The organism is Streptomyces sp. NPDC005820, from assembly GCF_040630255.1.
GTDB lineage: Bacteria > Actinomycetota > Actinomycetes > Streptomycetales > Streptomycetaceae > Streptomyces.
This window is the reverse complement of record NZ_JBEXXE010000086.1, coordinates 1-23,109: the sequence shown is the minus strand read 5'-3', so window position 1 is coordinate 23,109 and position 23,109 is coordinate 1. Positions and strand designations below refer to the sequence as shown.

Annotated in this window: 18 protein-coding genes and 4 pseudogenes; 8 read left to right on the top strand and 14 right to left on the bottom strand. The window is 68.7% G+C overall.

Annotation, left to right across the window (positions count from 1 at the left end; genetic code table 11):
- Positions 1-125, bottom strand: a pseudogene (locus ABZ464_RS50365) (NAD(P)/FAD-dependent oxidoreductase); the annotation flags it as partial.
- Positions 126-203: 78 nt separating this feature from the next.
- Positions 204-1,139: an alpha/beta hydrolase gene (locus tag ABZ464_RS50360; protein WP_359289416.1), complete on the bottom strand. Its 936-nt coding sequence runs from the start codon at positions 1,137-1,139 to the stop codon at positions 204-206.
- A 272-nt stretch (positions 1,140-1,411) separates the two neighbouring features.
- On the opposite strand from ABZ464_RS50360, the gene ABZ464_RS50355 reads away from it, so the two are divergent.
- From ABZ464_RS50355 to ABZ464_RS50335, 5 genes are all read left to right on the top strand, one after another.
- Positions 1,412-2,035, top strand: a complete 624-nt coding sequence (locus tag ABZ464_RS50355) for a TetR/AcrR family transcriptional regulator (protein WP_359289414.1) — start codon at positions 1,412-1,414, stop codon at positions 2,033-2,035.
- Positions 2,036-2,400: 365 nt separating this feature from the next.
- On the top strand, positions 2,401-2,724 hold the full coding sequence (locus tag ABZ464_RS50350; protein ID WP_359289425.1) for a hypothetical protein: 324 nt from the start codon (positions 2,401-2,403) through the stop codon (positions 2,722-2,724).
- A 199-nt stretch (positions 2,725-2,923) separates the two neighbouring features.
- Complete coding sequence (locus tag ABZ464_RS50345) at positions 2,924-3,802, top strand: alpha/beta hydrolase (RefSeq protein WP_359289412.1); 879 nt, start codon at positions 2,924-2,926, stop codon at positions 3,800-3,802.
- 341 nt (positions 3,803-4,143) lie between these two features.
- Positions 4,144-5,871 carry a GMC family oxidoreductase gene (locus ABZ464_RS50340; protein ID WP_359289422.1) on the top strand — a complete coding sequence of 576 codons (1,728 nt, stop codon included), beginning with the start codon at positions 4,144-4,146 and terminating at the stop codon, positions 5,869-5,871.
- A 354-nt stretch (positions 5,872-6,225) separates the two neighbouring features.
- Complete coding sequence (locus ABZ464_RS50335; protein WP_359289410.1) at positions 6,226-7,002, top strand: hypothetical protein; 777 nt, start codon at positions 6,226-6,228, stop codon at positions 7,000-7,002.
- Here ABZ464_RS50335 and ABZ464_RS50330 read toward each other — a convergent pair.
- The 3 genes from ABZ464_RS50330 to ABZ464_RS50320 are packed head-to-tail and all read right to left on the bottom strand — an operon-like array spanning position 6,989 to position 8,573.
- Positions 6,989-7,138: a hypothetical protein gene (locus ABZ464_RS50330; RefSeq protein WP_359289408.1), complete on the bottom strand. Its 150-nt coding sequence runs from the start codon at positions 7,136-7,138 to the stop codon at positions 6,989-6,991. The two genes, ABZ464_RS50335 and ABZ464_RS50330, sit on opposite strands and share 14 nt — an antisense overlap.
- 30 nt (positions 7,139-7,168) lie before the next feature.
- Positions 7,169-7,723, bottom strand: coding sequence for an alpha/beta fold hydrolase (locus ABZ464_RS50325; RefSeq protein WP_359289406.1), 555 nt, complete (start codon positions 7,721-7,723; stop codon positions 7,169-7,171).
- 34 nt (positions 7,724-7,757) lie between these two features.
- Positions 7,758-8,573, bottom strand: coding sequence for an oxidoreductase (locus tag ABZ464_RS50320; RefSeq protein WP_359289404.1), 816 nt, complete (start codon positions 8,571-8,573; stop codon positions 7,758-7,760).
- Between the two features lie 204 nt (positions 8,574-8,777).
- Between ABZ464_RS50320 and ABZ464_RS50315 the strand changes: the two genes are divergently transcribed.
- Entirely contained in the window at positions 8,778-9,401 is a 624-nt protein-coding gene (locus tag ABZ464_RS50315) for a TetR/AcrR family transcriptional regulator (protein WP_359289402.1), read from the top strand.
- Between the two features lie 1,126 nt (positions 9,402-10,527).
- Here ABZ464_RS50315 and ABZ464_RS50310 read toward each other — a convergent pair.
- The 9 genes and pseudogenes from ABZ464_RS50310 to ABZ464_RS50270 all read right to left on the bottom strand — a co-directional run.
- On the bottom strand, positions 10,528-13,719 hold the full coding sequence (locus ABZ464_RS50310; protein ID WP_359289400.1) for an RICIN domain-containing protein: 3,192 nt from the start codon (positions 13,717-13,719) through the stop codon (positions 10,528-10,530).
- A gap of 105 nt (positions 13,720-13,824) precedes the next feature.
- On the bottom strand, positions 13,825-15,597 hold the full coding sequence (locus ABZ464_RS50305; RefSeq protein WP_359289420.1) for a trehalase family glycosidase: 1,773 nt from the start codon (positions 15,595-15,597) through the stop codon (positions 13,825-13,827).
- A 104-nt stretch (positions 15,598-15,701) separates the two neighbouring features.
- The gene (locus ABZ464_RS50300) at positions 15,702-16,463 is read right to left on the bottom strand and encodes a carbohydrate ABC transporter permease (RefSeq protein WP_359289417.1); all 762 of its coding nucleotides are present in this window, start codon (positions 16,461-16,463) and stop codon (positions 15,702-15,704) included.
- 80 nt (positions 16,464-16,543) lie between these two features.
- Positions 16,544-17,527, bottom strand: a complete 984-nt coding sequence (locus ABZ464_RS50295) for a sugar ABC transporter permease (protein ID WP_359289398.1) — start codon at positions 17,525-17,527, stop codon at positions 16,544-16,546.
- A 20-nt stretch (positions 17,528-17,547) separates the two neighbouring features.
- Entirely contained in the window at positions 17,548-18,792 is a 1,245-nt protein-coding gene (locus ABZ464_RS50290) for an extracellular solute-binding protein (protein WP_359289396.1), read from the bottom strand.
- A 160-nt stretch (positions 18,793-18,952) separates the two neighbouring features.
- Positions 18,953-20,008, bottom strand: a complete 1,056-nt coding sequence (locus ABZ464_RS50285; RefSeq protein WP_359289394.1) for a LacI family DNA-binding transcriptional regulator — start codon at positions 20,006-20,008, stop codon at positions 18,953-18,955.
- Positions 20,009-20,867: 859 nt separating this feature from the next.
- Positions 20,868-21,455 (bottom strand): CocE/NonD family hydrolase, encoded by a 588-nt coding sequence (locus tag ABZ464_RS50280; RefSeq protein ID WP_359289392.1) that lies wholly within the window; start codon positions 21,453-21,455, stop codon positions 20,868-20,870.
- Positions 21,456-21,466: 11 nt separating this feature from the next.
- Positions 21,467-21,645 (bottom strand): annotated as a pseudogene (locus ABZ464_RS50275) (IS5/IS1182 family transposase); the annotation flags it as partial.
- A 446-nt stretch (positions 21,646-22,091) separates the two neighbouring features.
- Positions 22,092-22,280: pseudogene (locus tag ABZ464_RS50270) on the bottom strand (transposase); the annotation flags it as partial.
- Positions 22,281-22,445: 165 nt separating this feature from the next.
- Here ABZ464_RS50270 and ABZ464_RS50265 point away from each other — a divergent pair.
- Both ABZ464_RS50265 and ABZ464_RS50260 read left to right on the top strand, forming a co-directional pair.
- A complete protein-coding gene (locus ABZ464_RS50265; protein ID WP_359289390.1) occupies positions 22,446-22,637 on the top strand; it encodes a hypothetical protein in 192 nt (63 codons plus the stop codon).
- A gap of 347 nt (positions 22,638-22,984) precedes the next feature.
- A pseudogene (locus ABZ464_RS50260) lies at positions 22,985-23,109 on the top strand (NAD(P)/FAD-dependent oxidoreductase); the annotation flags it as partial.

The window sequence follows — 23,109 nt, the reverse complement described above, 5'->3', positions numbered from 1 at the left end:
GAGCGGCGGGAGCGGGCGAGAATCAGAGCACCGTTCAGCCCCGCAGCACCCCCGCCGATCACCACCGCGTCGACGGTCCCCCCGGCCAGCGCGTCGCTCGCGTACGCAGGAGTCGCCACAGCCATGGCCTCCGTGGCCTCCTGCCTTTCCTTGTCCGTCATGGTTTGGTCAGCCCTTTCGAGTTCCGGGTGGTGCGCGGGGGGTCAGCTGTTCAGGAAGCCGACGATGTGGTCGGCGACCGTCTTGGGCTGTTCGAGGTGCAGGAAGTGCCCCGCGCCGGGTATGACGATGCGTTCGAAGCCGTTCGTGAACAGGTCGTCCATGCCGTCGCTCAACTTCACGGAAAGGCAGTTGTCGTCGGCTCCGTGGAGGTAGAGAGACGGGACGGTGATGGCGCCGAAGGCCCGGGCTTGCAGGGCTTGGGTCGCCTCGTCCGCGGGGGGCGTGAACAGCTGGCGGTAGTAGCCCAGGACCTCGGTCAGGACTCCTGGAGCAGCCAGGGTTTCCTTGAGCGCGGCACGCTCCGCGTCCGGCAGCTCGTAGCCGGGTGACCAGTCCCGCCAGAGCCGGTCGATGAAGGCGAAGTCGTCGAGCTCGACGGCCGCCTCCGCCATGGCGCTCTGGAAGAAGAACATGTACCAGCTGTATCGCTGCTGATCACCGTCGGTGACCAATGCGGTCATCAGCTGACGGGCAGGGGGACCCGCCATGGTGACCAGCTTGCGGACACGGCTCGCGTCGAGGCTCGTTGCCGCGTACGCCGCCGCGGCGCCGAAGTCGTGGCCGATGAGATCCGCCTGCTCGCGCCCGAGCGCCTCGATCAGGGTCAGGACGTCCTGGCCGGTCGAGGCGATGTTGTAGGAGCCGTCGGGAGCCGCGCCGCCGGGCCAGTATCCGCGCTGTGCGGGCGCGACCGCCCAGTACCCTTCCTGCGCAAGGCGGTCGAGCATCCCTGTCCAGCCGGCGGCATGGTCGGGAAACCCGTGGAGGCACACAACGAGCGGCCCGCTGCCGGCCTCAAGGATCGGAACCTCCAGTCCGCCTGCCTGAACCGTCCGCTGACGGACGCGGCCGGTCGCCTGGGAGCTCCTGGCCGGGGAGTCCTCGCCAAAGGGCGGTCGCTGGGTCACCTGTGTCATGAGTTCAACCTCCAAGCCGCCTTCGCGGCGTCGCGGTCCGGCAAGCCCGAACCAAGTAGCAAGTACGGCTATGTGAAGCCGGGGTCAGTGCCGGTGAGCGGTCACGACGGCGACTGTCCACCGAGTGGAGAGTCCGGCTCCGGTTCGCTTGGGACGTTGCATGCATGCAGCCTGTCCGGTGAGCTCAGTACCGTTATGGACTGGACAGTCGGAAACCTAGGTGGTTCTGTACTGGGTTGTCAAACGCGGCGGGTCGGCCTTACCTTCGGTGCATGGCGAGACCACGAAGCTTTGACCGCGACCACGTCCTGCATGCCGCCGAGCGGCAGTTCCGCGCCTCGGGCTACAACGGCACGAGCGTCGACGACATCAGCGCCGCCACCGGCCTGGGCCGCGGCAGCCTCTACGGCGCGTTCGACGGCAAGCACGGCGTGCTGCTGCAGACGATGTCCGGGTACTTCGCCCGGCTGGCGCAGGGTCCGCGGAACATGCTCGACGGACCGGACGAGGGCGCCCTGGAACGACTGCACGCGTACCTGCTGCGCGCTGTCCACGGGGTGCCACTCGCCGCCGACGTGCCCCCCGCCTCCGACCGGGCGGCGGCGGCCTGCTTCGCCGCCAAGATGGCCCTGGAGATCGGCGCCTCCGACCCCGAGGTGAAACGCCTGGCCAACGACTGCTTCTCCGTGGTCAGGACGGCGGTGGCCGAGTGTGTGCGAGCGGCGCAGCGCAACGGCGACATAGACCCCGACGCGGACCCCGACGACCTCGCATACCTTCTGCTGACCGTCATCCGCGGCAGCGATGTCGTAGGCGCATACGGCCACAGCCCCGACCGCCTGACCTCGATCGCGGAGAGCGCGTTCGCCCTGCTGCCCCGCCCGCGCCACACCTGAGAACCGGGCGGCCGGCCTCGCTGCACAGGCGTCTGACGCGGTCGGCCCGCTTCGACGCCGCGGAGACACAGCCCGCAGGTTCACGCGCCGCCGGGCGGTCACCTGAATTCGTGCTCGTGCTCCGCCTCGGTGCCCTCGTAGAACTGGGTGCCGTCCCCACGGATGCGGGCAGCAGTACGGACTCCCGCTGGGCGTCGACGCTGCTCACCCACGTGGCGAACACCCCTGTACAACCGGGACCATAACCAGGCACAGGCGACCAACTCTGCTGACGCGCAGGATCGCCCAGGTCCACGGCCACCACCGCACCCCCGGCCGCCCGCCCCCGCCCAGGGGTTCCAGCCCGAGCCGCGCCGGCCACAGGTCTGCGAGGTTCACCCCCGACCTGCCCCTGGACATCACACCTGCGTTCGACGTCGGACCAAGGCGATGGGCTCCATGACCGTACAGGACCACATGGTCCGTCCGAGCTGACGGCAACGAGCTTCCCTGCCTGTTCACGAAGGGCCTCGGCGCAGGGCGCCGTGAAGGCCGGCCCAGGCCCCGTGAACGCTCCCGCCGCGGTCGCCGACACCACCGTCCGACGCTGTGACGTGATCGTGGCCGACGACAACGGAGTGCCGCGTGTTCCCCTGCCGCGCCGCTCGCACACATTCGGCCACCGGCGTCGCGACCACGGAGAAAGGTAAAGCCGACCCGCCGCACTTGACAACTCAGTACAGAACCACCTAGGTTTCTGACTGTTCAGTACGTAACCGTCCTGAGCAGCCCGGACCGGGCTTGGTCCGGGCTTACAGGACCGGTGCGGACCTTGGAAACCGGTCGGTCTGTAGACCCGCCGGACCATACCCCCGCCCCCCAGCGGTTCACACACCAGGAGTCGGCGAGATGCCCAGTCAGGATTCACGTCCCACGATCACCATCCCCGGGACCACCAGCCACACCATCGCCCCACGCACAGGGCGAAGCAGCCGCGAGGGAACGCTGCGCTACCTCAAGGCCGGCAGAGGCGCGCCCCTGGTCCTGCTGCACACCGTGCGCACGCAGGCCGAGCACTACCGCCACCTCATCCCACTGGTCTCGGACCACTACACCGTCTACGCCCTCGACCTGCCGGGGATGGGCTACTCCGAGATCGTGCCCGGCGCGTCGTACGACGAGCCGGCGATGCGTGCGGGCGTCAAGCGGCTCCTGACCGAACTCGACCTCCACGACGCCACACTGGTCGGGGAGTCCATGGGGGCTGTGCTCGCCCTGACCACCGCGGCCGATCTCCCGGAGCGGGTACGCCGCGTCGTCGCGGTGAACACCTACGACTTCCGCGACGGAATCGCCCGCTCCAGCCTCCTCGCCCGATTCGTGGTCAGCGGTGTCCTCGCCCCCGGGGTGGGCCCGGTGATCGCCGGAGTGGAACCGAAGCCCGCCATGCGCACGATCCTGAAGGGCGGCCTCGGCGACAAGAGCGCGCTGCGGCCGGACTACCTGGACGAGCTCCTCCATGTGGGCCGGCGTCGCGGCTACCCGACTGTCGCCCGGGCGGTGTACCAGGCCCTGCCCAGCCTCATCGCGGCCCGCTCGCGCTACACCGAGGTCAAGGCCCCCATCCACCTCGTCTACGGCGAGAAGGACTGGTCCCGGCCCTCGGACCGGCAGGCCAACAAGCAGCTGCTGCCCGCCGCCGACTTCGCACAGGTGCCGAAGGCCGGTCACTTCATCGCTCTGGAACGGCCCGACATCCTGGCGGACTTGCTGAACTCGGTGGCGTGACCGCGCACTCCCCGACGACGTCTCACGGCAGGCCAAGGCGACTCCGGCCGGCGACCTGGCCGGGCTGTACTCCCAACTGGCGGAGTAGACCCCGCCTGTACTCCGGCACCGTGAACGTGAACGAGGCCTGGGCCGCCACCGGAGCCAGCGTGGACGGCATGGGCGACTCGGGCCTGCGCCGCCGGCACGGTGCCGACGGCCTGCTCACGTACACGGAGGCCCAAACCGTCGCCCATGCGCGGCTCATGAATTTCGCACCGCCCAAGGGAATGTCCTTCGCGGTGGGCCGCGTCCCAGACCATCTCGCTCGCGATCAAGCGCGCAGGAATGAAGGGAACGACATGACGTACGACTACGACGTTCTGGTCATCGGCTCCGGCTTCGGCGGCTCGGTGTCCGCGCTGCGGCTGACCGAGAAGGGCTACCGGGTCGGGGTGCTGGAGGCCGGAAAGCGCTTCGAAGCCGCCGACATACCCAAAACCTCCTGGGACGCACGCAATTCCGTGTGGGCGCCCCGGCTGGGCCTCTACGGGCTGCAGCGCATGTACTGGCTCAAGGACGTGTTTCTCGTGGCGGCCTCCGGCGTGGGTGGGGGCTCCCTGATCTACGGCAACACCCTCTACGAGGCGCCGGCCACGTTCTACGGGGATCCTCAGTGGGCGCACATCACCGACTGGCAGAGTGAGCTGGCGCCGTACTACGACCAGGCCGAGCGCATGCTTGGCGTGACCACCAACCCGCTGGTCACCGAGGCCGACAGGGTCCTCAAAGAAGTCGCCGAGGACATGGGGGTCGAGGAGACCTTCCACCCCGCCCCGGTAGGGGTGTTCTTCGGCGGTCCCGGCACCGCACCGGGTACCGAGGTCGCGGACCCGTTCTTCGGCGGCAGCGGTCCGAGCCGGAACACCTGCATCGGCTGCGGGTCGTGCTACACCGGCTGCGCGCACAACGCCAAGAACACCCTGGACAAGAACTACCTGTACCTCGCGGAACACCATGGTGCCGAGGTCCACCCACTGACCACTGTGCGCGCGGTGCGTCCGCTGGCCGGCGGAGGATACGCGGTGGACACCGTACGCAGCGGCCGCTCGCCGCGGCGCCGCGGGAACCTGCGCACCTTCACCGCCGAACAAGTGATCTTCTCCGCGGGCACCTACAACACGCAGAAGCTCCTGCACCGTATGCGCGACACAGGCGTACTGCCGCAGATCTCCCGCCGACTGGGCATGCTGACCCGCACCAATTCCGAAGCGATCCTGGGCGCCACGGCCAAGCGCAATGACGTCGACTACAGCCGCGGGGTGGCGATCACCTCCTCGATCCACCCCGACGAGCACACCCACATCGAGCCGTTCCGCTACGGCAAGGGCAGCAACACCGTCGGCCTGATGATGACCGCCCTGACCGACGGCGACAAGCCGCATCCACGGTGGGTCACCTGGCTCCAGGAACTCGCGCGCAACCCGCGGCACCTGGGCTCACTGTGGGTACGCCACTGGTCAGAGAAGACGATCATGCTGCTGGTCATGCAGACACTCGACAACTCCCTCACCCTCTCCGGCAAGAGCACCCGGTTCGGGCGCCACAAGCTGGTCACCTCCCAGGGCCACGGCGCACCCAACCCGACCTGGATCCCCGTGGGCAACGAGGTCGCCCGCCGTGCGGCCGAGAAGATCGGCGGCATGGCCACCGGCATGGTCGGCGACATCTCCAACACCCCGGCGACCGCACACTTCATCGGGGGCTGCACCATCGGCGACTCGCCCGAGACCGGCGTCATCGACCCCTACCACCGCCTCTACGGCCACCCCGGCCTGCACGTGGTCGACGGCTCGACGATCTCGGCCAACCTCGGCGTCAACCCGTCACTGACCATCACCGCCCAGGCCGAACGGGCGATGGCGCTGTGGCCCAACAAGGGCGAAGCCGACCAGCGGCCACGCCCGGGCTCGGCCTATCACCGCCTGCGCCCCGTCAGCCCCCGGCGTCCCGTCGTACCCGAGCACGCCCCCGCCGTACTACGGTTGCCGATCGTCGAGGTCCGCCATGGCATAGACACGTCCGAGTAAAGACCGCGCAGGGCGGCCCAGGCCCGACCGGTAGACGAGGACGACATGCTCCTCCTCGCACACTCGGCCAGGTCCGGACCCGACCGGGTCACACACCCACCGTCGCTCTATGTGTGTTTCTCGCCGGTCGAAGGATGCGGCTCCCGGTCTCACGTCGGCCGTTGGCCGCCGTCCGCTCCCGGCATCGCCTTCCGCGGCACATATGCGTATCCCGGGAGCACCGTGGGGCGTTGGGCGGCATGGAGCCGGCGTCACCAGGATGCCGGCCGCAGGCAGTAAGGGGAGCGGGATGGGCGCAGTGCAGGCGCAAGAGGCAGGCACTGGACTCGGTGGAGGCCAAGGGGGTACAGGTGTGTGCTGCTGATGCACCTGACGAACTGGGTGCAGGAGGCCACGAAGGCGGTGACGGACCCGGACCGGTGTGACAGCGCGAGCCTGGAGGACGTGCTGAACGAGGTCAACGGCGTCGTCTTCGAGATCGAGATGGAGACGGAAAGCGAGCCGCTCGGGCCGGAGGCCGAGCAGCTCCTGGTGGCGGCGGAGCTGATGACGCGCGGGCCAAGGGACACGCCGGCCGTGATGCGAAGGCGCAGATGCGGTGTCCGCGTGCCGCGCCCCGAGGGCCAGCAGCCGGTCGACCTCGGCCTGCCGGTCCGCCCCGAGCCCGAAGGTCGCTCCCGTGTGGCCCGCCGGCGATCCGGCGGGCCACGGGGCGCGGCTGCGGGGCGCGCCTACAGGTGCCAGGTGATGGAGTCGTTGACCGCGAGCAGGGACGCGAAGACAGCGATGTCGGCGAAACCGAGGAACATGCCGAACCAGGCGCGGCACGGTCGCCGCGTACCGCGTCCCAGCGCGAGCGTCGAGAGCACGACGGCGGTGGGGCCCAGCACGAGGTTCCCCACCAGCAGTCCCGTGAGGCCGAACATGAAGGACGCCACGGCCATGCCGTCGGTATCCCTGACGCCTACGTTCCTGGTTCCGTTCGAGGCATCGCCGTTCGAAGCATTCCCGAAAAGAGCTTTCCCGATCGGCTCGTGCGGGGTCGGCTCCTTCGAGAGCCTGCACGTCTGGGCGGGCGACGGCCGGCTTGCTGTCAGTGGCATGGGGTCAACTCCGTTCAGCGTCCGTTGAGGTGCTCGCGCACCAGGAAGAGGGTCAGCCAGACGCCGATGACCGCGCCGCCGATCAGGCTGACGTGGACCGGCAGTTGGGCGACGGCGCCCAGCATGGTGCCCAGCAGGAGGAAAGTGGCGATCAGCGCGTCCATGTCCGTCCTTTCGTCGGTGTCGGCCGGGGACTACGTGCGGCCCGCTTGGGCGCGTTCGGGTTCCGGGTCGGCTTCGGTCCTTTGAGGCGGTCGATGAAGGCGAGATCGCGGGCGGTGGCCATCCAGCCGCTTCGCGGCAGTTGAAAGAGCCCCATATACCAGCTCCGGCGTAGCTGAGCAGGGCGCGGCCGGCTCAGGAACGTGAGTGGGGGGGGCGAGCGTGACCGCGCGTTCGATCCGCTCGGGCGCGGTGACGCAGGCGTCGTAGGTGAGCAGGGCGCCCCAGTCGTGGCCGACCAACTCCACGGCTCGCCCGGGAGACCAGCGGTCGATCAGCGCGAGCACGTCGCTGGTGAGGGATGCGAAGTCGAACGGCCCCGCGGTCGGGGACGGCGCGTGACCGCGAAGCCAGGGTGCGACGACATGACGTCCGCGGCGGCCGAGCTCGGCGAGGAAGGGCTTCGCGGTCGGCGGATGGTCCGGGAAGCCGTGCAGGACGAGCGTCGGTCGACCATCGGGATCACCACCCTGCAGCGCGTGAAAGGTGCCGTGTGGCAGGTCGAAGGTGACGTGTTCGAACTCCATGTGCGTCTCCCCAGGCGCCGGGTGTACTGCGGGGTCAGCCAGCCAGTCGGTTGAGCTGGCGGATCTCTCTGTCGAAGGCGCGCAAGGGCACGATCCGGCGCAGGAGGCTGACGCGTTGGGCCATCGGACCGGCGGGGTAGCGGAGCTTGGGCCTGGAATCGGTGGCGGCCGCGACGATCACCTTCGCGACAACGTCCGGGCGGTCGGCGTTGCGCATGGCCGTGGCCAGCACGTCTCGGGAGACGTTCCGCTGTGCGGCGTAGACCGGCAGGGGCGAGTCGGGTGCCATGCTGCTCGCCTCGAAACTCGTGCTCGTGTAGGCCGGCTCGACCAGCAGCACCCGGACGCCGTGCTCGCGAAGCTCGTGGTCGACGGACTCGGAGTAGCCCTCGACCGCATGCTTGGTGGCGGCGTAGACGGCCATGAAAGGGGCCGGGATCAGACCGAGTACCGAGGAGACGTTGACCACACGGCCACCGCCCCGGGCCCGCATGAGGGGCAACACCGCGTTGGTCATCCGCATCACGCCGAAGACGTTGATGTCGAAGACCTCCATGGCCTGGCTGATCGAGCTCTCCTCGCCGGCGCCGACCGCGCCCACGCCTGCGTTGTTGACCAGGACGTCGATCCGGCCGAACCGATCGACCACCTCCCCGACCAGGGCGCGGACCGACTTGTCGTCGGCCACGTCGAGATCGAGGAACGTCACCCCGGCGAGCGGCTCGGCCTTCGCCGCGCTGCGGCTCGTGCCGACCACCGCGAAGCCGGCACCCACCAGAGCAAGAGCCGCCGCCCGGCCGATCCCGGAGGAGGCGCCCGTCACGAGGGCCACTGGGGAAACTGTCTGCATGGTCGTTCCTTCGGTTGTGGCCATGACTTCGGCGTGCGCTGCGCGGGGTCGCCCGCGCTGAGGCCGACACGGTCCGCACCGGTCCTGCAAGTCCGGACCCAGCCCGTCCGGCAAGCTCAGGACGGTTGTTTACTGGACAGTCAGAAACCTAGGCGGTTCTGTACTGGGTTGTCAAGAAGGGTGAGTCGGCCTTACCTTCTCTGCATGGCCAGACCACGAAGCTTCGACCGCGACCACGTCCTGCATGCCGCCGAGAGGCAGTTCCGCGCCTCGGGCTACAACGGCACGAGCGTCGACGACATCAGCGCCGCCACCGGCCTGGGCCGCGGCAGCCTCTACGGCGCGTTCGACGGCAAGCACGGCGTGCTGCTGCAGACGATGTCCGGGTACTTCGCCCGGCTGGCGCAGGGTCCGCCGAAGATGCTCGCCGGACCGGACGAGGGCGCCCTGGAACGACTGCACGCGTACCTGCTCCGCGCCGTCCACGGGGTGCCACTCGCCGCCGACGTACCCCCCGCCGATGACCGGACGGCGGCGGCCTGCTTCGCCGCCAAGATGGCCCTGGAGATCGGCGCCTCCGACCCCGAGGTGAAACGCCTGGCCCACGACTGCTTCTCCGTGGTCAGGACGGCGGTGGCCGAGTGCGTGCGAGCGGCCCAGCGCAACGGCGACATAGACCCCGACGCGGACCCCGACGACCTCGCATACCTTCTGCTGACCGTCATCCGCGGCAGCGATGTCGTAGGCGCATACGGCCACAGCCCCGACCGCCTGACCTCGATCGCGGAGACCGCGTTCGCCCTGCTGCCCCGCCCGCGCCACACCTGAGAACCGGGCGGCCGGCCTCGCTGCACAGGCGTCTGACGCGGTCGGCCCGCTTCGACGCCGCGGAGACACGGCCCGCAGGTTCACGCGCCGCCGTGACCTCGTGTGTTGGCGCGTGTTGTGGTGTTCCGGGGATATGCGGGCTGGGCACTGCTCGGCGCTTCGGACGCGAGGCGGTTCCATGGATGCTGCTGCCCAGAATGAGGGCCAGACCGGCTTGCCGACCGTCTGATCAGGGCCGGTGCCGCGTTCGAGGGCAGCACGGAGATCGCGGCGCCCGTGCCATGGCCCGCGACTTCCTCACCACGGTGCAGGCCGTGCACGGGCTGCCGGTGTGGGAGCGGGCGATGGGCATGGTGCAACTGGTCGTCAGCGAGCTGGCCACCAACGCACGGAAACACGCGCCCGGCCCGTGCCTGCTGGACCTGGAGATCGTCGAGGGCGCCGTCCAGATCAGAGTGCGGGACAGCAGCACCACGCTGCCGTCCATCCAGGCGGCCGACCCGGAACGGGTCGGGCAGCACGGCCTGGAGATCGCTATGACCGTGTCCCAGACGTTCTGTGTCCAGCGGGAACCGGTGGGCAAGCGGATCACCGCGGCCATCGAGAACTCCGATGCTCCCTTGAGCCGAATCCTCGTTCATTGGTTCAACCTGCACAACTGGCATGGACCGTTGGGACTGGTAGAGGAGACGCCGCGCGGCAAGCATCAATGGTCGGACCGATGGTTGCTCGAAGCCAATGGATGGAAGATCGCGCTCGATGTTCGTCCTGACCACCAGCAGGTCTGGCAGGAACTCCACAAGACCGACGTGTACGTGATGACGCACGTCATGGAGGTGCGTCGCGCCGATGATTCCGTCTTTACGGCCGACGAAGCCGACCCGTTGCTGACGGGGCTGCACGTCGGGATCTCGTTTGCCCTCGGTCGCTGGGCTGCCCCGATGCTGCCCGTGGGAGAAGACGGCGACGGTCGAGTGGTCTGGGAGCAGTGGCGAGCCGCTCACTGCGACCCGGCACGCTCGGACAGCGATGGCACAGACCGTGGCGCCGGCGAAGGGCATCGGCCCGCCGGACTGGGCCGGCGGGCCGATGCCCGATCATGTGGTGTTCGCGATGGCGGGGCTGCTCAGTCCTTGCCGCTGAGACGCCAGATCTGGTTCTTCTTGGTGGTCAGGGTGCTTCCGGTGTCGCAGGTCCACTGGTGGACGAGGGCGCCGGGTGCGGTGGAGATGGTGCTGACGTCGACGCACTTGCCGCTGTGTATGGCGACGAGCTGGTAGTCGTGGCTGTTGCCGAGCGCGGTCACCGCTCGCAGGGTGAACTGCTGGTTGGTGCCGTTGAGGCAGGTCCACTGCTGGACGGCTGCCCCGTCCGCCGTGGAGAAGGCCGAGACGTCCAGGCACTTGCCGCTGGAGTGGTTGACGACGGTGTACGTGTCGGTCGTACCGGCGACGGGGTGGAAGTCGAAGACCTGCTCCTGGCCGCTTCCACAGGTGTTCTGCTGGTACTGGGTGCCGTTGGCGGTGGACTGGCCGGGGTCTTCGAGGCAGAGCGAGCTGTGCTGGGCGACGGCCGTGGAGGAGAAGCCGGCCGGGGCGCCGATGTGCAGGCTCGCGGGTGCGAAGGAGACCTGGTCGAGGTGGGGTGCGGAGCTGGAGCGCATGGGCTGTCCGATGTCGCTGCCGCCGCCGGAGTAGACCAGGCCGATGGTCGTGCCGTCGTAGTTGTACAGCTGTGAGGCGGTGAACTTGACGCTGTTGGCGCCCTTGGCGAGGGTCACGGGGACGGTGTAGTCCTCGAACTGGTTCCAGTGCAGGGTGCTGGCAAAGTTGACGCGCGTGGCGCTGCCGCCGTTGACGCTGACGTCAGCGTGCTCCGCGTACAGGTCCGGGTTGTAGTGGTTGGAGGGCAGTTCCTCGTTGTTGGCGTAGCGCATGGTCATGGCGTAGGTGCCGGCCGTGGGCGCGTTGACGTTGAGGGTGAGGGAGTTGGCGGTTCCGTTGCCGATGCCCGTGACGACGCCGCCGTTGGCCTGCGTGTAGGTGGTGTCGGTGGCCGCGGTGCCGGTGCGGGTGCCGTTCTCGGCCTGGTAGGTGACGACGTTTCCGGTGGTGACGGCGTCGGTGGCGCTGAACGGGGTGACGGCCAGGTCGTCCAGGGCCAGGGTGCCGCTGCTGCCGGTGACCTTGACCTTGTTGATGCCACCGTTGAGGTACACGCGGTTGGTGGAGGTGGACCAGGCTCCGGTCGTCGCGCCGGAGAGGGTCTGGTCGTTCGTGGTCCGGCCGTTGACGGTGAGGCCGGCCTGGCCGGTGTTGCGGTAGCGGGCCGTCAGGTCGGCGTAGCCGTCGCGCGCCGAGTAGACCCAGAAGGTCGCTGACTTGCCGGAGGTGAGGTTCACCGCGCCGGCGCCGGACTGGCCCTGGGAGGTGTAGGAGGCGGTGCCGCTGTCGGAGAGGTTGGCCTGCTCGGCCTCGTAGAGCGTGGTGCCCTGGACGGAGGCGTCCTTGTACCGCAGGTCGATCTTGTCGATGATCGCGTCACCGTCGGTCGCCCCGCCGTTGTCGCCGGTGGTGGCCAGGGTGATGGCGTGGCTGCCCGCGGTGAGATGCACGGTGGTGTCGCTGTGTCCCCACACCACCCATTGGAAGCCCACCGGGATGTCCATCCTGGTCGAGGCGCCGCCGTCGACCCGCATGTACACGTTTGTCGGGCCCTTGACGTCGGCGTCCTTGGCGTAGCTGTTGCCGAACACCGACAGGTCGTAGTCGCCGGTGGTGGGAACGTTGACGGGGAAGGAGATCACCGTGGTCGAGCCGGTACGCAGCCCTCCCACGTCCTTGGTGCCGGAGGTGGCGAACCCGCCGACGTTGCCGGTGGTGCCCTCGGTGTTGATGTTGTAACCGCTGCCGCTGAGGGTGGCGTTCTCGGCCTCGTACGTGCCCGTCCAGGTGTTGTCCGAGGCGGTGCCGCTCCCGGTGCCGCCCGGGGAGACGATCACCTCGTAGGCGGACATGCGGTCAAGGGTGATGGGAAGGGTGATCGAACCGTCGGAGCCCACGGCGACGTCGGCGTCGGAGAGCCGGGTCGGGGTGGCCGCCGCGCCGATGTAGCCGCTGTAGCGGTCCTGGAACACGCTGACGTGCACGGTGCTGCCGAAGACCGCGGGGTCGATGTTCTTGATGACCGTGCTGGAGTCACCGCTCGTGCCGCCCCCGGCGAGGATGACACGCGCCTGCTTCTTGGCCGTGTCCACGCTCGCCAGACCCTGGAGGGTGTACGCCGCGTTGGCGCCCGTGCTGGTGACCTTGACGGTGTTGCCGCTCATCGAGCTGTACCAGTTGTACAGCCACCACTGGGCGTTGGGCGTGTTCTGGGCGGCGGCGGAGTCGCCGAGGTTGCCGTTGATGTTCCAGTACGGCAGGTTGCCGTCGATCTTCTCGTCCTCGATCGCCGCGATCCACTGGACCATCTGACCGGGGTCGGTCAGGTGGTAGCGGTGGGCGTACTCATTGAGGTTGACGGTGATCGGGGAGGTGATGCCGGCGGCGGTCTCCGCCGCGCGGTAGGAGTCGACGGTGCTGCGGACATCCGCCGGGCTGCCCAGAGTGTGCCAGGTCATGACGTCGGGCAGGCAGTTGTTGGCCTTGCAGTAGGTGAGGAAGCCACTGAGGGAGGAGGAGGTGTAGCTGGAGGTGTTGGGTCCCGCCAGCCGTGCCGCGGGCCAGATGCCCTTGATGAAGGTGTAGGTCTGGCGCCATTCGGCGTTGAAGTTGGCCAGTGCGGTGGCGTTGGTGCGCATGCCGCTGAACCAGTTCAGGTCGGGCTCGTTGTAGGGGACGAAGACGATGTGGCTCGCGTAGGGGCTGGCCATCGCCTGCTCGACCTGGGTTTTCATGGTCGCCTGGTAGGCCGCGTAGCTCGCGCGCTCGTAGTTGGCCCGGTAGACGTCCGTCATGTAGATGAAGACGTCCCCGCCGCCGCTGTCGGTGAAGGGCTTGGCGATCTCCAGGGCGTCCGAGCCGGGGTGCTGCTGACCGTCCTGGTACTTGGTGTTGGTGGTCTTCAGCCCCATTCCCTCGATGAGGTTGTTCGTCGGTACGTCCGGTCCGTACAGCCCGTACAACGCCCCGGACGCGCCGCCGCGGAAGGCGCCGGTGCTGGTGCCGAGGTCGACGGTGAGGGTGGGGTCGGCGGCAGAGGCCGGCGTCGCCAGCATGGTGGTGGCGCCGACTATGACGGTCAGCGAGAGCACCGACTTGGTGAGGCCGTGGAGGAGCCGGCTCGCGGTCGAGCGTCTTTGCCCGATTCGTGGCATGTGCATACGTCCCTTCAGGGATGCGGCTGATGCGGCTGGTTGTTGCTGCGCCGGCCCCCGTGCCGGACGTGTGGGTGGTTGTCGCCTTGTGGAGCGCCTCGCGGGTCAGGCGACGGTGGTGACGGCGCCGTCGGCCCCCTGGTCCGCGTGCCGGCGGTGGTGGTGGTCGCGGGCGAGGAGGAGGTAGCTGGCGGCGGTCCAGGTGTAGGCGCGGTCACGCAGACCCGTTCCGGTGAGGGCGTCGAAGTTCTCAGCGAATCCGTGCGCTTCGCACAGGGCGCGGAAGCGGGCGCTGATCTCGTCCGCGAGGCGCTGGTGGCCGGCGCGGCGCAGGCCGTCCTCGATGAGGACGGTGGCGGGGGCCCAGATCGGGCCGCGCCAGTAGCCGTCGGCGAGGTAGTGCGGGGAGGTGGGCTGTTCGGTGGCCAGGCCGTACGGGGTCAGATGGGCCTCGATACGGTCGGCCAGCACTGCGCCGACGCCGTCCGGCAGATGCTCGCCCAGCACGATAGGCATCAGGTCCAGCAGGCTGGAGCTGATCCACGTGTCTTGACTGTCCACGCCACGGGCGACGAACCGCTCGCCGGTCCAGAGCTGGTCGAGCATCGCGGCCTGGGTCGCGTCAGCCGTTTGCGTCCAGCGGCGGGCGTCGTCCGGCTGGTCCAGTTCGGCGGCCAGGGCCGCCAGTTCACGCAGCTGGAGGATGAGGAAGGCGGCGAGGTCGGCGGCGACGGTGACGCGTCCGGGATCGAAGGTGGTGGCGTTGTCCCAGCCGCTGTCGTTGCCGTGCTGGTAGTGAGGCAGGGCGGCGCCGGGTGCGCGCCGAGCGGTGAGCCAGAAGTCCGTCCAGCGGGTCAACCTGCCGTACGTCTCCGCCAGTTGGGCCGGGTCGAGAGGTTCGGCGAGCCGGGTGCGCAGGTGACCCAGGGTCCAGCCATGGATGGGCGGTTTGACGAAGTTGTAGAGGACTTCCGAGTGGGTGACCGAGTCGGGCAGTGCCCCGCTCTCGTCCTGGTGGTCGAAGGGCAGCTGGAACTGGTCCCAGGCCAGTTCGGGGCAACCGGGCGCCAGGGCGAGGGCGTTGAAGCAGTGGTCCCAGCTCCACACCTTGTCCATCCAGTGCTTGGACATCAGCACACCGGGCCGGGTGACCTGGCCGGCCGGGCGCACGGTCGCCGACCACACCACGTACGCGGCGAGTTCGGCTGCCGGGGTGTCGGCCGAGCGCCAGGGGGCGACCGAGTCGGCGAACTCGGCGAACGATCGCCGCGCGGCCTCCACGACCTCGCCGAACGTTGCCGCCGGGCGGTAGGGCCGGCGCGCACTGTCGAGTTCCTCGACCGCAATCTCCCACGATCCGTCGGCGGCGGCGGCGATGGTGAGTCCGCGGTCCCCGGCGCCCAGGGCCTCGGAACCTGACACCTCGGCGACCGTGCCGGACAGCACGGTGATCCGGTAGCGACGCCCGGTCTCGTAGGAGGTGAACAGATACGCGCCGTCCACCGGGTCACGGTAGAAGTAGGTCCCGCTGAAGGGTGTCAGGGCTTTCGCCGCCGCGGCGACGCGCAGACCCAGCCCTGCGCCGTTCACGCGTACGGTGTCCGGCGACTCGTAGGCGACGTCGATCCGTCCGCCCTCGCCGGTCCAGCTGAGCAGTCCCGGTGTCGCCACTACTCCCGTTTCCGCCCGCTGGCCCGTTGCCGGGTCCAGTGGGACGAACCGTACGACGGCGTGCATGCCGTTCTGGTGCGAGACGAGATGGAGGTCCTCAGCACGCGTGTTCTCCGCGAGCACCGGAGAGATACCGAACCAGGAACCGTGCGTGCTGAAGGGGATGTCCTGAACGGTGAAGGCCGGGCCGGACGGGGCGGCGGTCATGACGGCGGTACTCGTTTCTTGAGCTGGGGCGGTCGGCGGTCTGCCGGGCGTGTGACGGTGCTCGTACGTCGGCTCGTGGGGAGCGCGGTCCATGCGAGCGACGGTCAGTCCTTGACGGCGCCGGCGGTCACGCCGGCGGCGACGTAGCGCTGGGCGAGGACCAGGATCACGGTGGCGGGCAGGGAGGCCACGACGGCGGTGGCCATGATGGCGTTCCACTGCTGGTTGTTGTTGCCGATGTAGTGGTAGATGCCGAGGGTGATCGGCTCATGGGCGCCGCCGCCCGCGAGGGTGCTGGCGAAGACGAAGTCGGACCAGGACCACAGGAACGCGAACAGCGACACGGTGACGATCGCGTTGCGGCTCATCGGCAGGACGATCGACCAGAACGTGCGCAGCGCCCTCGCTCCGTCCATCTGCGCCGCCTGGATCAGCTCGCCGGGGATGCCGGACATGAACGCGGTGAAGATGAGCACGGCGAAGGGGACGGCCAGGGTGGAGTCGGCGACGATCAGGCCGGGCACCGACTGGAGCAGGCCGAGTTGGAGGTAGATGGCGTAGAAGCCCATCGCCATGATGATGCCGGGGACCATCTGGGCGACCAGGAGGAGGAAGCTGAGCACGCCCCCGCCGCGCGGGCGGAGTTTCGCCAGCGCGTAGCCGGCGGGTGCGGCCAACGCCACGGTCAGGGCGACGGTGCCCAGGCCGATGACCAGGCTGGTGCCGAGGTAGGGCAACTGCTGGTCGAAAACGGCCTGGTAGCCCTCCAGCGTGCCGTGGACGGGGAACAGATCGGGCGGGGACTTGCGCATGTCCTGGTCGCGGGTGAAGGACACGTTGAGCATCCAGTAGACCGGGAAGAGCATGACCGCGGTGAGCAGGACGCCGACGGTCGTCTTGACCCATGTGTGGTTGCTGCGCTGTGGGGTGTTGACGGTGGTGGTGGTCACGACAGGGCCTGCTTTCGCTGGACCTTCAGGTAGATCAGTCCGAAGACGAGGGCGGCGACGACGAGCAGGTTGCCGACGGCCGCGCCGGGGCCGAAGGCGGGCAGCAGGTTGCCGAAGCCGAGCTGGTAGGACCAGGTGGCGAAGGTGGTGGAGGAGTCGGCGGGGCCGCCCTTGGTCATGATCCAGATGATGTCGAATACCTTGAGGGTGTAGACGAGGCCCAGCAGCAGGGTGATCGCGGAGACCGGGCGCAGCAGCGGGAAGGTGATGCTCCAGAAGCGTCGCCAGGGGCCTGCCCCGTCGAGGGCGGCTGCCTCATAAAGGCTCGTGGGGATGGACTGCAGGCCGCTGTAGAGGACGACGAGGTTGAAGGGGACGCCGATCCAGATGTTGGCGATGATCACTGAGGCCAGTGACCAGGACGGTGAGGTCAGCCAGTTCACCGGGCCGATACCGATCGCATGCAGGGTGGCGTTGACGATGCCGGAGTCGCTGTTGAGCATCCACGACCAGGTGGACGCCGACACGATCAGCGGCAGCAGCCACGGCACCAGGAACAGGGCCCGCAGGGTGGCGGAGAGCCGGAAGTTCTGGTTGAAGAAGACCGCCAGCGCCAGCCCGATGGCGTACTGGAAGACCAGGCAGACGGCGGTGAACACCACGGTGTGGAGCAGGGCGGGAGCGAAGGTCGGGTCATCGAAGACCCTTCGGTAGTTGTCCAGGCCGGTGAACGGAGCGTCGCCCTGGACGAAGGAGCGCACCGTGTAGTTGCGCAGGCTCAGGTCGAGGTTGCGGTAGAGCGGATAGGCGTAGAAGAGAGCGAGGTAGAGGGCGACCGGGGCGAGGAAGGCCCAGGCGGCCCACTGCTGGGAGCGGGAGCGGCGCCGGGTCGTGGCGCGGGCCGGGAATGGGGCGGCGGTGGCCGCCCCATTCCCCCCACGGACCCGCAGTGCATCCGGCGGTTGTGTCGTGCGGTTCATCAACGGGCCTCTGGCACTGGTTACTTGGCTGCGGACTGGGCGGCCGTGAGTGCGTCCTTCGGCGACGCCGACCCGCTCAGCGCGGACTGGACCGCCTTCCACAACTGCTCGGAGATCTTGGGGTACTTGGTGCCCAGGTCGTCACTGGTGCGCCCCTTGGCCGCCTTGACAGCGTCGACCCACGGCTTCAGTTCTGCGTTGGAGTTCACCTGCCTGGCCTGAACGGAGCCAGTGGGGGCCACGTACGACAGCGTGCCGTCGGTGAACTTGAGGTTTTCGTCGCTGGTCAGGCAGGACACCAGCTTCTGCGAGGTGGCGTACCGGCCGGTGTCGTCCTGCACGGGGACGGTGACGAACTCGCCGCCGGTCGGGGCCGAGGCGCTGCCTCCGGCGGCGCCCGGAATGGGCAGGACGCCGTAGTCGAGGCCGCCCTTGTCGGCGGCGGCGAGCTGCCAGGTGCCGTTCTCGGCGAACGCGTAGTCGCCGCTCGCGAACTCCTGCCAGCTGGTCGTCTGGGTGTTGTTGATCACCGAGTTGGGGGCGTAGCCCTTGTCCAGCCAGCCCTTCCACAGCGACAGCGCGGACACCGCCTCGGACGAACCGACATCGGTGAGCTGCGCGCCCGATCCCCAGAACCACGGCAGGAACTGGAAGCTGCCCTCCTCGGTCCCGATCGCCGAGAACGTGATGCCCTTCTTCCCCGACTTCTTGACCTTCTCCAGCGCCGCGGTCAGCGAGTCCCAGTCCTTCACCGACGCGATGTCCACACCCGCAGCCTTGAGAACCTTCTTGTTGTAGTAGAGGGCGAGGGTGTTGGCGCCGATCGGCGTGCCGTACGTCTTGCCGCCCGCCTGGCCGGCCGCGAGCAGGTTGGCGTCCACCTTCGAGGTGTCGATCTTGTTCTCGTCGGTCGACGTGAGCACCCCGGCCTCCGCCAGGGTCGACACCACGGGGTTGTCGACTATGAGGACGTCCGCGGAGTTGCCCTGCTGCGCCGCCAGCAGCGCCTTGTTCGTCAGGTCACTGGTGTCGAACGCCGTCCGCTTGATCTTCACCCCGGCGCTCTTGCCGCAGGTATCCAGCAGCTTCGCCCACTGCGAGCTCTTGTCGAACTGCGGGTACGGGTCCCAGATCGTGTACGTACCGCCGTCCGCGGCCTTCGTCGAGGTCCCGCTCGAATCGGAGGAGCAGGCGGTGGCGCCGGCGGTGACGGCGACGACGGTCAGGACTGCGGCGGTGAGACGCCGTCTGGCAGATCGGTTCATTGCGTGTTCCTCATGGCTCTTGGCACGGGTGTGCCCTGGAATCGGCACAGGTGTGCCGCAGGAGTGTGATTGGGGGGTTGCCGGGCTCGCCGAACCCGGGCGGTGAGCTGCTCGGCGGCCTGTATCGGGTGCGGGGGTGAAGGGGAGGGGCGGGTAACGGTCAGAAGTTCGTGCGCGTGCCGAATTCCGGAGCGGGGTCGGTGGGCCTGATGCCGGCCGGGGCGGTGCTCGCACGCAACGAGATCGGCGGCGCGAGCAGGTGATGCCGGGTCGGCGTGCCGGGGTGGTCGAGCTGCTGAACGAGCAGGTCGACGGCGAGGCGGCCCATCTGTTCCGCCGGCACGTCCGCGGCGGTGAGCTGCGGGGTCACCGTCTCCGCCCACCTGCCGGCCACCACTCCGGTGACGGAGAAGTCGCGTGGCACATGGCGGCCGGCCTGGGCCAGCCCCCAGTACAGGCCGCCGAGCGCGGCCTCGTTCAGCGTGACCAGGGCCGTGGTGGCCGGGTCGTCGTGCAGGATCCGCTCAAGACAGGCCAGGCCCGAGGCGGCGTCGTCCCCGCAGCAGTACGTCCGGACGGTCAGCCCGCGCTCCGCCGCGGCCTTGGTGAACCCCTCCAGACCCCGCTGGGCCGACTCGTAACCTGCCCGCAGGAGCTGCTCGGGCCGGTTGACGAAGGCGATCCGGCGGTGGCCCAGATCTGCGAGGTGGTGCACACAGGCCGCCGCCAGTGCCGTGTGATCCAGCCCCACCCACCAGCTGCCCTCCGGGTGGGCGGTACGGCCGATGGCGACCGAGGGGAAACCCACCGCGGTGAGATGGTCGATCCGGTCGTCCTCCAGCCTGATCTCCATCAAGATCGCGCCGTCGACCCGTCGCTCGCCCAGCAGTCGCTGGAACGAGCGGTCGCTGTCCGCACCGCTCGGAGAGAGCAGGACGTCGTAGTCGTAGGCCGCGGCGGCCTCGGTGACGCTCCCGATGAAGTCGAGCTGCATGCCGGTGTAGTGGTTGCCGGCCGGCGGGAAGACCAGACCGATGGTGTTGGTCCGGCCGTTGGCCAGGGCCCTCGCACTCGCATTGGGCTGGTAGCCCAGCTCGTCGATGACCCGCTGGATCTTCTGCCGCGTCTCCTCGGACACAGGACGCTTCCCGCTCAGGGCGTACGACACGGTGCTCCGCGAGACACCGGCCCGCTGGGCGATCTCACCGATGTTCACGGAGGCTCCTTACCGAGATCGTTCGAACCGGCTCGATGATTCCAGGGGAATAAGGCTGGCCGGGAATCATCGTCGAACCGGTTCGCGTGAAGTGAAGGTAGGAGCATCCCGGTCGAGTGTCAACGCCTCACATCAAATTTCTCGTAACGGCCCGGAAACGTCGCAGTGTGGGGGCGTGAGGTCTGACCGGACTGGGTTCGCAGGTACTTACCAGCAGGCCAGGTGCCATATGCGCCGGGCGATAACACCTGACCCCTGCCCGGGCTGCCGGTCGGTGCGTGGCCGAAAAGATTTGTGTCCGGGGTGTTGCTGGCCGGTTTCCCCGACGCTAGGTTCCTCGAACCGGTTCGATAAAGCATCGAAGGGCCATGACTGCAATCGAGCGTCACACATGCGCCGGCGCGTCGCCTGGAGCCCTGTGCCTCACCTGCCCGCCGGTCGGAGGGCGCTGCCGGACGAGACGCGGTGGTACGGCCGACAGCCGCCGCCCGGAGCTCCCCTCCGGGCGGCGGCTGCCACCGGGTGACCGGCGCGCTCGTTCGCAGCGGCGAGTGAGCCGCTGAGCCGGCACGCCCGCCCCAACGGCACGCGTTTCCGCTCCCGGACGGCCGATCGGGAGCGGCCGCAACTCGCGGCACCCCAACGCCACTGAATGGAGACGACTTCTGCCGCGACACGCGGAATCGAGCCGGTTCGCCCTACGAAACAACTCCTCTAAGGAACGTGGCCGGACCCCTGCACAGACCGGCCCGTACATACGAAACGCATCACGGTTGCATCGTCGCCCCCGGCGGCCCTGGGCCCGGTGAGGTCATCGGCTGGTCACCGACGCCCAGGGCCGCCTGGCCTGTGTGGGTGGTCAACCCGGCGAGCGGACCGACAGGATGACCGCCGAGGGGTGCTCCGGGCCGTGGTGGACCTCCTGGTCCGCGGCCCGGAGCGTTGTGGCAGCGGCGATGGGTTCGTCGGTGCCGGTGTTGCGGGCGAAGCGCGGGATGGCGCCGCTGGAGACCTGCACCCGGATGCGATGACCGCGCTTGAACCGGTGCGCCGTTGGCCACATCGTCACTGTGGCCCGCGACAACTGGTCCGCGCCGGTGAGAGCGACCAGGCCGCCGCAGAGGTTGAACGATCGGCCCGTGGCGTCGACGTCGCAGAGTCGCACGAACACGTCGGCGTGGGCGAGGCTCGATCGGAACCAGACCTCGGCGCTCACTTCGCCGACGACCTCGATGTCCTCCTCGAGCACGTCGGTGGTGTAGGTCAGGACGTCGGGCCGGGCCTCCAGGGCGCCGTCCTCGACGCGACCGCCGTGGCTGATGCTGATCCCTCCGGCCGCTGGGGTCGGGTCTGCCGGGTCGTACCGGTACCGGTCGGGTTCCGACGCTGGCTCGCCGGTACCAGGTGGTGGACGCGGGTGTCCTGTGGACGGTGGCGGATCCGCCACTAGTAGTGTCCTGCACCAGCGAGGGCGTCGATGATGCCGTGGGTGCGGGCGGCCTTGATGTCGTACACCGCGCCGGGCAGGGCTGGTGAGGCCCACAGCAGACGTCCGAACGGATAGTTGATCACCTGCACGTTCAGCCGTGCTTCTTGTACTTGCCGGAGCAGTACGGGCGGTCCGTGGCGGTCCGGTCGAGGAATCCGCCGACGGGGACATCCTCGGCAAGGCGATCACCCAGGCCCGGATCCGAGGCGTCACCTGAGTTCGCGGCCCGCCTTGGCGTTTGTCGTCCAGCCCGGCAGGGCGTTCGCAGGAGGGTCTGTGGGAGGTCGACAATCCCGATGCCCCTGCCAGGGCCTGGTCCTGGCATCGGCTCCGCCGAGCCACTTGTAGTAACTCGACCTGTTGACGTCCAGGACCTGGCACAGCCGCTTCACCTGGTAGGTGTTCCGGGGGTCGTGGACGAACTGGAAACGGCTCACCAGTTCATCCCTCCGGCGAAATACTTGGCCGCCTTGCGTAGGATGTCCCGCTCGGTGGCGAGCTTTCGCTCGCTGGCTTCAAGCTCGGCCACCGCGCCTCCAACTGTCGAATCCGGTCGTCCGGATCGCTGGACACAGCCGGGCGCGAAGCCGTGGCCGCAGACGCCCGTCCGGGCCGCGAGCCGGCCGGTGCGATGCCGCGGCGTTCACGGTCCCGCAACACCCACTCACGCAGCGTCGCCCTGTTGACGCCCAGGTCAGCGGCGATGTCCTTGTACGTCGCCCCGGGCGTGGACTCGTACAGGGCCACAGCGTCGGCCTTGTACGAGTCCGGGTAGTCCTTCATCGCCATCGGCGGTGTCTCGCTTCCTCCGGATCAAGCAGATCCAGCGTGTCCACCCATCAGGGGGAAGGCTCTTCTGCTGTTCGTCCCGGCGAGGACTTCGCTGGCGCCTACGAGGCCCGAAACCATCAAACGGTTCGGGCTACTGCCCGGCGGCATGCTCACCGAATGGGCATCGTGGCGGTGGGTGATGTACGTGAACGTCGCCTTCGCGGCCCCGCCCTGATCGGTGCCTTGCCGCTGCTGGCCAAGCCCGTGATCACCGAGAAGCCCAAATTTGACATTCCGGGCATCATCGCGGTGAACGTGGGCCGACCTGCCGCACTTGACAACTCAGTACAGAACCGCCTAGGTTTCTGACTGTCCAGTACACAATGGTCCTGAGCTCACTGGACAGGCTGCGCGCACGCCTGGCGCGATCGAGGGCAACCCATGCCTTTGAACTCCTCCGCGCCGCCCGGCGTCGCGACGCCTTCCAGGCCGACAAGGCACGGTCTCATCCTCGAGATCCTTTCGACGGCGAGTTTCGTCGCCGTACTGGGTCTCTACATCGCGGACGTCCCAAGCAGACCGGGGCCGGACTCTGCACAACAGCTCACGACGGCCGCCGAGCACTTCCTGGGCTTTCTGAACAGCTGACCCCCCTCCACCCACCCGGAACTCGAAGGGCTGACCGAACCATGACCGACAAGGAAGAGCAGGAGGCCATGGCTGTGGCGACTTCTCCGTACGAGAGTGACGCGCTGGCCGGGGGGACCGTCGACGCGGTGGTGATCGGCGGGGGTGCTGCGGGGCTGAACGGTGCTCTGATTCTCGCCCGCTCCCGCCGCTC

Excerpts from the sequence above, each read along its gene's own strand:
- ABZ464_RS50360 (WP_359289416.1), bottom strand. The coding sequence starts at position 1,139 with ATGACACAGGTGACCCAGCGACCGCCCTTTGGCGAGGACTCCCCGGCC.
- ABZ464_RS50355 (WP_359289414.1), top strand. The coding sequence starts at position 1,412 with ATGGCGAGACCACGAAGCTTTGACCGCGACCACGTCCTGCATGCCGCC.
- ABZ464_RS50345 (WP_359289412.1), top strand. The coding sequence starts at position 2,924 with ATGCCCAGTCAGGATTCACGTCCCACGATCACCATCCCCGGGACCACC.
- ABZ464_RS50340 (WP_359289422.1), top strand. The coding sequence starts at position 4,144 with ATGACGTACGACTACGACGTTCTGGTCATCGGCTCCGGCTTCGGCGGC.
- ABZ464_RS50330 (WP_359289408.1), bottom strand. The coding sequence starts at position 7,138 with ATGGACGCGCTGATCGCCACTTTCCTCCTGCTGGGCACCATGCTGGGC.
- ABZ464_RS50325 (WP_359289406.1), bottom strand. The coding sequence starts at position 7,723 with ATGGAGTTCGAACACGTCACCTTCGACCTGCCACACGGCACCTTTCAC.
- ABZ464_RS50320 (WP_359289404.1), bottom strand. The coding sequence starts at position 8,573 with ATGCAGACAGTTTCCCCAGTGGCCCTCGTGACGGGCGCCTCCTCCGGG.
- ABZ464_RS50315 (WP_359289402.1), top strand. The coding sequence starts at position 8,778 with ATGGCCAGACCACGAAGCTTCGACCGCGACCACGTCCTGCATGCCGCC.
- ABZ464_RS50310 (WP_359289400.1), bottom strand. The coding sequence starts at position 13,719 with ATGCCACGAATCGGGCAAAGACGCTCGACCGCGAGCCGGCTCCTCCAC.
- ABZ464_RS50305 (WP_359289420.1), bottom strand. The coding sequence starts at position 15,597 with ATGACCGCCGCCCCGTCCGGCCCGGCCTTCACCGTTCAGGACATCCCC.
- ABZ464_RS50300 (WP_359289417.1), bottom strand. The coding sequence starts at position 16,463 with ATGCTCTTCCCGGTCTACTGGATGCTCAACGTGTCCTTCACCCGCGAC.
- ABZ464_RS50295 (WP_359289398.1), bottom strand. The coding sequence starts at position 17,527 with ATGAACCGCACGACACAACCGCCGGATGCACTGCGGGTCCGTGGGGGG.
- ABZ464_RS50290 (WP_359289396.1), bottom strand. The coding sequence starts at position 18,792 with ATGAACCGATCTGCCAGACGGCGTCTCACCGCCGCAGTCCTGACCGTC.
- ABZ464_RS50265 (WP_359289390.1), top strand. The coding sequence starts at position 22,446 with ATGGGCATCGTGGCGGTGGGTGATGTACGTGAACGTCGCCTTCGCGGC.